The organism is Streptomyces sp. NPDC102441 (genome assembly GCF_044765585.1).
GTDB lineage: Bacteria > Actinomycetota > Actinomycetes > Streptomycetales > Streptomycetaceae > Streptomyces.
Genome location: NZ_JBIWKH010000012.1, coordinates 179,936 through 187,617 on the forward strand (window position 1 = coordinate 179,936; position 7,682 = coordinate 187,617).

Consider the following 7,682-nt stretch of genomic DNA (forward strand, 5'->3'; position numbering starts at 1 on the left):
CCTCTCCAGTCCGACAGAGCACTGAGATCACCCACCCGCTGTTCCGTACGTACCGAACCGGATGAAGGGTTTGACAGCCATGCCAGAAACCAGCCGCAGAGGACTGCTCTTCGGCACCGCGGCCGTCTCCGCGGGAGCCTTCCTCACCGCCTGTACCAGCAACGAGCCCAAGGAGGCGGCGGCCGCGCAGAGCGAGCAGCCCGCCGCCGACGACAAGCCCGGCAAACCCGTCACCATCGGCTTCGCCGGGCCCCAGGCCGACCACGGATGGCTCAACGCCATCAACGTCCAGGCCAAGGGGCGGGCCGAGAAGTACTCCGAGGTCACCCTGGAGATCACCGAAGGCTCCAACGACACCGCAGCCCAGATCGGCCAGGTCAAGACCCTCATCAACAAGAAGGTCGACGTCCTCGTCATCCTCCCCGCGGACGGCAAGGCACTCACCCAGGTCGGCCTGGAAGCCATGAAGGCCGGCATCCCGGTCGTCAACCTGGACCGCATCTTCGCCTCACCGCAGGCCTACCGCTGCTGGGTCGGCGGCGACAGCTACGGCATGGGTCTCAACGCCGCGCACTACATCGGCGAGCAGCTCAAGGACAAGGCGGACGCCAAGGTCGTCGAGCTCGCCGGCATCGACAACCTGGAACTCACCAAGCAGCGCAGCAAGGGCTTCGCCGACGGGCTGAAGAACTACTCCAACATCAAGCTGGTGGCCCGTCAGGCCGCTGACTTCACCGTGGAGTCGGGCCAGGCCAAGATGGCGCAGCTCCTCCAGGCGCAGAAGCAGTTCGACGCGCTGTGGAACCACGACGACGACCAGGGTGTGGGCGCGCTGCGGGCCATCCAGCAGGCCGGACGCGACGAGTTCGTCATGGTCGGCGGTGCGGGCGCCAAGTCCGCGATGGACGCCATCAAGGCCGACGACAGCGTCCTGAAGGCCACCGTGCTCTACCCGCCCACGATGGCCGCCTCCGCGATCGACCTGGCGCGCGCGCTCGGCCAGAGCAAGGGCATCGCGGGCCTCTCCGAGATGGAGATCCCGACCTCGCTGACCCTGTACTCGGCCGTGGTCACCAAGGAGAACGTCGACCAGTACCTGCCGACGGGCTTCAGCTGATCCCGCACCGCCGCAGCCACCGAACCACCGACGAGGAGGAAGCCCGCATGGTCCGCAGGGAAGAAACGGAGCAGGAGACCGAGGTACCGCCGCCGACGGCGACGCTCGGTGTCGGCATGGTCGGATACGCGTTCATGGGCGCCGCCCACTCCCAGGGATGGCGTACCGCGGGACATGTCTTCGACCTGCCGGTGAGACCCGCTCTCGCCGCGATCTGCGGACGTGACCGGGCGGCGGTCGAGGCCGCTGCCGCCCGGCACGGGTGGGCTGCCGCGGAGACCGACTGGCGTGCCCTGATCGCACGGGACGACGTGCAGCTGGTCGACATCTGCACCCCCGGCGACAGCCACGCGGAGATCGCCATCGCCGCCCTGGAGGCGGGCAAGCACGTCCTCTGCGAGAAGCCGCTCGCCAACACGGTCGCCGAGGCGGAAGCCATGGTGGCGGCCGCGGAGCGGGCGGCGGCCCGCGGCCAGGTGGCCATCGTGGGCTTCAACTACCGCAAGGTCCCCGCTCTCACCTACGCCCGCACGATGATCGAGGAGGGCAGGCTGGGGGCCCTGCGACACGTGCGGGCCACCTATCTCCAGGACTGGCTCGTCGACCCCGAATCGCCGCTCACCTGGCGGCTGGAGCGCGAGCGCGCGGGCTCCGGCGCACTGGGAGACCTCGGGGCGCACATCGTCGACCTCGCCCAGTTCCTGGCGGGGGAGCCGCTGATCGGGGTGTCGGCGGTGAGCGAGACCTTCGTACGTGAGAGGCCCGTGCTCGCCGGGACAGCCGCCGGGCTCTCGGGAGCCGCGGACAGGACCGCACGGGGGGCGGTCACTGTCGACGACGCCACGCTGTTCACCGGGAGGCTGGCGTCGGGAGCCCTGGCCTCCTTCGAGGCGACCAGGATGGCGGCCGGGCGCAAGAACGCGCTGCGGCTGGAGATCAACGGGGAGCTCGGGTCGATCGCCTTCGACCTGGAAAGGCTCAACGAACTCTCCTTCCACGACCACACGGAACCCGCCACCAGTGCCGGCTTCCGCCGGATCCTCGTCACCGAGCCCCAGCACCCCTATCTGGAGGCGTGGTGGCCGCCGGGCCACGGTCTCGGCTACGAGCACACCTTCGTGCACCAGGCCCATGACGTGGTGCGCACGATCACCGAAGGGCGCGCCCCCGTGCCGTCGTTCGCCGACGGGCTCCAGGTGCAGCGGGTGCTCGCCGCCGTCGAGGAGAGCGCCGCGAAGAACTCCGTACACACCCCGGTTCCCTTCTAGGAGGTTCCGCGCATGCCCCGTCCCTTCACTCTCTTCACCGGCCAGTGGGCCGATCTGCCCCTGGAGGAGGTCTGCCGCCTCGCCCGGGACTTCGGTTACGACGGGCTCGAACTCGCCTGCTGGGGCGATCACTTCGAGGTGGACAAGGCCCTGTCGGACCCCGGTTACCTCGACGGCCGGCGACAACTCCTCGACAAGTACGGCCTCAAGTGCTGGGCGGTCTCCAACCACCTGGTCGGCCAGGCCGTGTGCGACAGCCCGATCGACGAGCGCCACCAGGGCATCCTGCCCGCCCGTATCTGGGGGGACGGGGAGCCGGAAGGCGTCCGGCAGCGGGCCGCCGAGGAGATCAAGAACACCGCCCGGGCGGCGGCGACATTCGGCGTGGACACGGTCATCGGGTTCACCGGGTCCTCGATCTGGCACCTGGTCGCCATGTTCCCGCCGGTCCCGCCGCACATGATCGAACGCGGTTACGAGGACTTCGCGGAGCGGTGGAACCCGATCCTGGACGTCTTCGACGCCGAGGGGGTGCGCTTCGCACACGAGGTGCACCCGAGCGAGATCGCGTACGACTACTGGACCACGCACCGCGCTTTGGAGGCAGTCGGCCACCGGCCGGCGTTCGGGCTGAACTTCGACCCGAGCCACTTCGTCTGGCAGGACCTCGACCCGGTCGGCTTCCTGTACGACTTCCGGGACCGGATCTACCACGTGGACTGCAAGGAGGCCCGTAAGCGCCTCGACGGGCGCAACGGGCGGCTCGGATCCCATCTGCCGTGGGGCGATCCGCGGCGCGGCTGGGACTTCGTCTCGGCGGGACACGGCGACGTCCCCTGGGAGGACGTCTTCCGGATGCTGCGGTCCATCGGGTACGAGGGACCGGTCTCGGTGGAGTGGGAGGACGCGGGCATGGACCGGCTGACGGGGGCGCCGGAGGCGCTGGCCTCGCTGAAGCGGTTCGACTTCGACCCGCCCAGCGCGTCGTTCGACGCGGCGTTCGGCGGGGGCGACTAGCCGGGGCGGGGCGCGGGCCCTCTTCGGGGGCTCCGCCCCCGGACCCCCGCGCCTCAAACACCGGCGAGGTCAGGGTGGCCCGGCGACGCTGGGAGTGCCTCGGCGTAATCAAGCCCGCCCGGCGTTCGAGGGCCGGGGTCCGGGGCGGAGCCCCGGGTTCGGGAAGGGGCGGGTAGGGGAACAGCCCCGCAGGGCTCTGCGCCCCCGGGGGCGATGCCGCCTGCCCTGAACGGCCTTTGTCCTGCCGTGGGTAAAAGTTCAACTCAGTACCTGCGCAAGGGCTTTCCGGACCGGACGAACACAGCTACGGTCCCCTACGTGTACACGACATGACTCGCGTCACCGGAGCCCCGCAAGGAGCTCCGGAGGCGAGCGCGGCAGTCCCCGCGCGGAACGGCAGAACGCACCCGTACAACCGGCCCCACTCCGGAGGACGCACGTGCACATCAGCAGCAGACGGCTTCGCGCCCGGAAAACACTCGCTCTTCTCACCGGCGGACTGCTCGCAGCCGCAACCCTCACCCTGGGCTCCTCGCCCGCTGCCGCCGCGCAGGACGCCGCCCCGCCGGCCGCCCCGCAGGCCGCCGCGGAGGACTTCCAGCAGGTCACCCTCGCCAAGGGGGCCGAGGAGACCGGCGAGCCCATGTCGCTCGCCGTGCTCCCGGACCGCAGCGTCCTGCACACCGCCCGCGACGGCACGCTGCGGCTGACCGACGCGGGCGGCAACACCGCCGTCGCCGGCAAGCTCGACGTGTACGACCACGACGAGGAGGGGCTCCAGGGCGTCGGCGTCGACCCCGAGTTCAAGGACAACCGGGCCATCTACCTCTACTACGCGCCGCCCCTGGACACTCCGGCGGGTGACGCCCCGGAGAACGGCACCACGGCCGACTTCACCCCCTTCGACGGCGTGAACCGGCTCTCCCGCTTCGTGCTCAAGGAGGACGGCACCCTCGACCAGGCCAGCGAGAAGCAGGTCCTCGAGGTCAAGACCTCCCGCGGCACCTGCTGCCACGTCGGCGGCGACATCGACTTCGACGCGGACGGCAACCTGTACCTGTCGACCGGCGACGACTCCAACCCCTTCGCCTCCGACGGCTACACGCCCATCGACGAGCAGGCGAGCCGCAACCCGGCCTTCGACGCCCAGCGCAGCGCCGGCAACACCAACGACCTGCGCGGCAAGGTCCTGCGCGTCAAGGTCAAGGAGGACGGCTCGTACGACATCCCCGACGGCAACCTCTTCGCGCCGGGCACCGAGAAGACCCGCCCCGAGATATACGCGATGGGCTTCCGCAACCCGTTCCGCATCAGCGTCGACAAGCCCACCGGCACCGTCTACGTCGGTGACTACGGGCCGGACGCCGGCGCGGCCGACCCCGAGCGCGGTCCGGCGGGGCAGGTCGAGTTCGCCAAGATCACCAAGGCGGGCAACTTCGGCTGGCCGTACTGCACCGGCAACAACGACGCGTACGTCGACTACGACTTCGCCACCAAGACGTCCGGCGCCGCCTTCGACTGCGACGCGCCCAAGAACACCTCGCCGAACAACACCGGCATCACCGATCTGCCGCCGGCCCAGGCGGCCTGGATCCCGTACGACGGCGCGTCCGTGCCCGAGTTCGGCACCGGCTCCGAGTCGCCGATGGCAGGACCCGTCTACCACTACGACGCGAACCTCGACTCCCCGGTGAAGTTCCCCGAGGAGTACGACGGCGACTTCTTCGCCACCGAGTTCGGCCGCCAGTGGATCAAGCGGATAGAGCAGGACGGCTCCGGCAACGTCACGAAGATCAACGACGTCCCGTGGACCGGCACCCAGGTCATGGACAGCGCCTTCGGTCCCGACGGCGCCCTGTACGTCCTCGACTACGGCCTCTCATGGTTCGGCGGTGACGAGAACTCGGCGCTCTACCGCATCGAGAACGCCACCGGTGGCCACTCGCCGATCGTCGAGGCCAAGGCCACCAAGACCTCCGGCCAGTCGCCGCTGAGCACCGAGTTCACCGCCACCGGTACCGACGGTGACGATGACCCGATCTCCTACAGCTGGGACTTCGGTGACGGCACGAAGGACACCGGCGCCACACCGAGCCACACCTACAGCAAGGACGGCACCTACGTCGCGACCGTCACCGGCGACGACGGCACCGGCCGCACCGGCACCGCCAGCGTCCACGTGGTCGTCGGCAACACCGCGCCGACCGTGACCTTCGGCTCCCCGGGTAACGGCGCCCTGTTCAAGTTCGGCGACACCATCCCGTTCAAGGTGTCCGTGAGCGACCCCGAGGACGGCACGATCGACTGCTCCAAGGTCACCGTGCGCTACCTCCTCGGCCACGACCACCACGCCCACGCCATCACCTCGGCCAACGGCTGCGAGGGCACCATCACCGCGCCGGCCGACGCCGAACACGACCCGAACGCCAACATCTACGGCGTGCTCGACGCCGAGTACACCGACGGTGGCGGAGGCGGCCAGGCGCCGCTCACCAGCCACGACCAGGTCCAGCTCCAGCCACGCCACCGCCAGGCCGAGCACTTCACCGAGCAGCAGGGCACCACGCTGCAGGACAAGGCCGAGGCCAACGGCGGCAGGACCGTCGGCGACATCAACGACGGCGACTGGATCTCCTTCACCCCCTACGACCTCACCGGCGCCAAGAAGCTCACCGCCCGGATCTCCTCCGGCGGCGCGGGCGGCTCCATCGAGGTGCGCACCGGATCGCCGACAGGCACCCTGCTGGGCTCGGCGCCGGTCCCCGTCACGGGCGGCTGGGAGACCTTCGAGAACGTCGACGTCCCCCTGGAGGACGTCCCGGAGGAGAGCACCGACCTGTACCTGGTCTTCAAGGGTGGTGACGGCTCGCTCTACGACCTCGACGACTTCGAGATCACCGGCGACGCCCCCGCAGAGGATGCCGCGCGGGCCCTCGTCTTCTCCAGGACGGCCGGCTTCCGCCACGACGCGATCCCCGAGGGCGTCGCGGCCCTGAAGGAACTCGGCGCCGCCGCCGACATCACCGTCGACGCGACCGAGTCCGCCGACCAGTTCACCGCCGACAACCTGGCCCGCTACGACGTCGTCGTATTCATGTCCACGACGGGTGACGTCCTCGACGACGCCCAGCAGAACGCGTTCGAGGACTACATCGCCAAGGGCGGCGGCTACATGGGCGTCCACGCCGCAGCCGACACCGAGTACGACTGGTCCTACTACGGTGGCCTCGTCGGCGCCTACTTCGACTCCCACCCGGCCATCCAGAAGGCCACCGTGCGCGTCGAGGACAAGGACAACCCGGCCACCGCCCACCTGGACGACGCCTGGGAGCGCACCGACGAGCTGTACAACTACCGCACCAACCCGCGCGACACGGTGCACGTCCTCGCCGCCCTCGACGAGACCACGTACGACGGCGGCAACATGCAGGGGGACCACCCGATCGCCTGGTGCCAGGAGTACCAGGGCGGCCGCTCCTTCTACACCGGGCTCGGCCACACCAAGGAGTCGTACGCCGACGAGGCCTTCCGCGCCCATCTGCTCGGCGGCCTGAAGTACGCCGCGGGACAGGTGGAGGCCGACTGCAAGCCGGACACCGGCTACCGGGCACTCTTCGACGGGGAGACGCTCGAAGGATGGAAGCAGGCCGGCCCCGGGAAGTTCACCGTGGCCGACGGTGAGCTCCGCTCCGAGGGCGGCATGGGCCTGCTGACCTACCAGGCCGAGGAGCTGAAGTCGTACTCGCTGAAGCTCGACTGGAAGATGGCGGGCGACGACAACTCCGGCGTCTTCGTGGGCTTCCCCGAGTCGGACGACCCGTGGTCCGCGGTGGACAACGGCTACGAGGTCCAGATCGACGCCACCGACGAGGCGGACCGCACGACCGGGGCCGTCTACACCTTCAAGTCCGCCGACATCGAGGCCCGTGACCAGGCCCTGCTGCCGCCCGGCCAGTGGAACAGCTACGAGATCAAGGTCCAGGGCGAGCGGCTCCAGGTCTTCCTCAACGGGGTGAAGATCAACGACTTCACCAACGCCGACCCCGCCCGCAGCCTCAAGGACGGCTACATCGGTCTCCAGAACCACGGAGCCGACGACCAGGTGTCCTTCCGCAACATCCAGCTGAAGGAGCTGCCCTCCACGTAGGGCGGCGACCTCCTGCGCCGGTGGTGGGGGGGGGGGCGGGGCGGGTGTTGTTCAGCCCCCCCCCCCACCCCCAAACATAAAACCGCGCTCAGAGTCCCCGGGGCCGCGTAACGAGAGGTGGATCGCGAGTGTG

At 69.7% G+C, this 7,682-nt stretch carries 4 protein-coding genes; all 4 read left to right on the forward strand.

Translation table 11 applies throughout. The features are described 5' to 3' along the window. Positions 1-79 precede the first annotated feature (79 nt). The 4 genes from ACIREO_RS26080 (at position 80) to ACIREO_RS26095 (ending at position 7,549) form a co-directional block, all read left to right on the forward strand. Positions 80-1,117: a substrate-binding domain-containing protein gene (locus tag ACIREO_RS26080; RefSeq protein WP_404114359.1), complete on the forward strand. Its 1,038-nt coding sequence runs from the start codon at positions 80-82 to the stop codon at positions 1,115-1,117. 47 nt (positions 1,118-1,164) lie between these two features. Beyond that, the gene (locus tag ACIREO_RS26085; protein ID WP_404114361.1) at positions 1,165-2,385 is read left to right on the forward strand and encodes a Gfo/Idh/MocA family protein; all 1,221 of its coding nucleotides are present in this window, start codon (positions 1,165-1,167) and stop codon (positions 2,383-2,385) included. A 12-nt stretch (positions 2,386-2,397) separates the two neighbouring features. Next, positions 2,398-3,402, forward strand: coding sequence for a sugar phosphate isomerase/epimerase family protein (locus ACIREO_RS26090; protein ID WP_404114363.1), 1,005 nt, complete (start codon positions 2,398-2,400; stop codon positions 3,400-3,402). Between the two features lie 439 nt (positions 3,403-3,841). Further along, entirely contained in the window at positions 3,842-7,549 is a 3,708-nt protein-coding gene (locus ACIREO_RS26095) for a ThuA domain-containing protein (RefSeq protein ID WP_404114365.1), read from the forward strand. The last annotated feature ends 133 nt before the right edge of the window (positions 7,550-7,682 follow it).

What these genes read in the sequence shown, in the direction of transcription:
- ACIREO_RS26085 (WP_404114361.1), top strand. Translation starts at nt 1,165, where the DNA reads ATGGTCCGCAGGGAAGAAACGGAGCAGGAGACCGAGGTACCGCCGCCG.
- ACIREO_RS26080 (WP_404114359.1), top strand. Translation starts at nt 80, where the DNA reads ATGCCAGAAACCAGCCGCAGAGGACTGCTCTTCGGCACCGCGGCCGTC.
- ACIREO_RS26090 (WP_404114363.1), top strand. Translation starts at nt 2,398, where the DNA reads ATGCCCCGTCCCTTCACTCTCTTCACCGGCCAGTGGGCCGATCTGCCC.